This is a genomic window from Tsukamurella conjunctivitidis (assembly GCF_007858475.1).
In the GTDB taxonomy this organism is placed as follows: Bacteria; Actinomycetota; Actinomycetes; order Mycobacteriales; family Mycobacteriaceae; genus Tsukamurella; species Tsukamurella conjunctivitidis.
Window position 1 is genome coordinate 1 of record NZ_VIGX01000224.1, and the last position, 560, is coordinate 560.

The 560-nt window shown below is 70.4% G+C and carries 1 protein-coding gene; it reads left to right on the top strand.

From position 1 onward, the window contains the following. Positions 1–195: 195 nt before the first annotated feature. The coding region (gene rimP / locus FK530_RS25150) for a ribosome maturation factor RimP (protein ID WP_369123355.1) at positions 196–560 on the top strand (365 nt) is incomplete at its 3' end.

The window sequence follows — 560 nt, forward strand, 5'->3', positions numbered from 1 at the left end:
GCGGCGACCACCGGTGGCGACCCCGACGCGAGAGGTGTCCGCATCCGGTTCGGTTCCGTCTGTGGTGGGGTCATCACCCGCGATCTGACCGCGGTGGACGGGGAGCAGGGGGCGAGGAGTCACCACCGAATCATCCCACGGGGCTGCGGGTACGATGGCACCCACTGCCGTGTCGTCCAGATGAAGGAGCCCCCAGTGGCCGCCCCCCGAGAATCCGCCCCCCTGCGCAGCCTGCTTGAGGGTGTGGTCGCCGAGTCGGGACTCGCCCTGGACTCCGTGGTCGAACTCCACCAGAACGGCAGTCCTGTCGTCCGCGTCGTCGTCGATGTCACCGGGGAGGAGGGCGAGGTGGACTCCGACACACTTGCCGCCGTCTCCCGCGCGGTCTCCAAGGCCATGGACGCTGCCGATCCGATTGACGGGGAGTACCTGCTGGAGGTCTCCACCCCCGGCGCGGAGCGCGAACTCACCCGTCCGCGCCACTGGCGGCGCGCCCTGGGGCGTCTGGTGCACATCAAACTGCGCGAGGGTGACGCCCTGACGGGGCGCCTGGTCGAGGT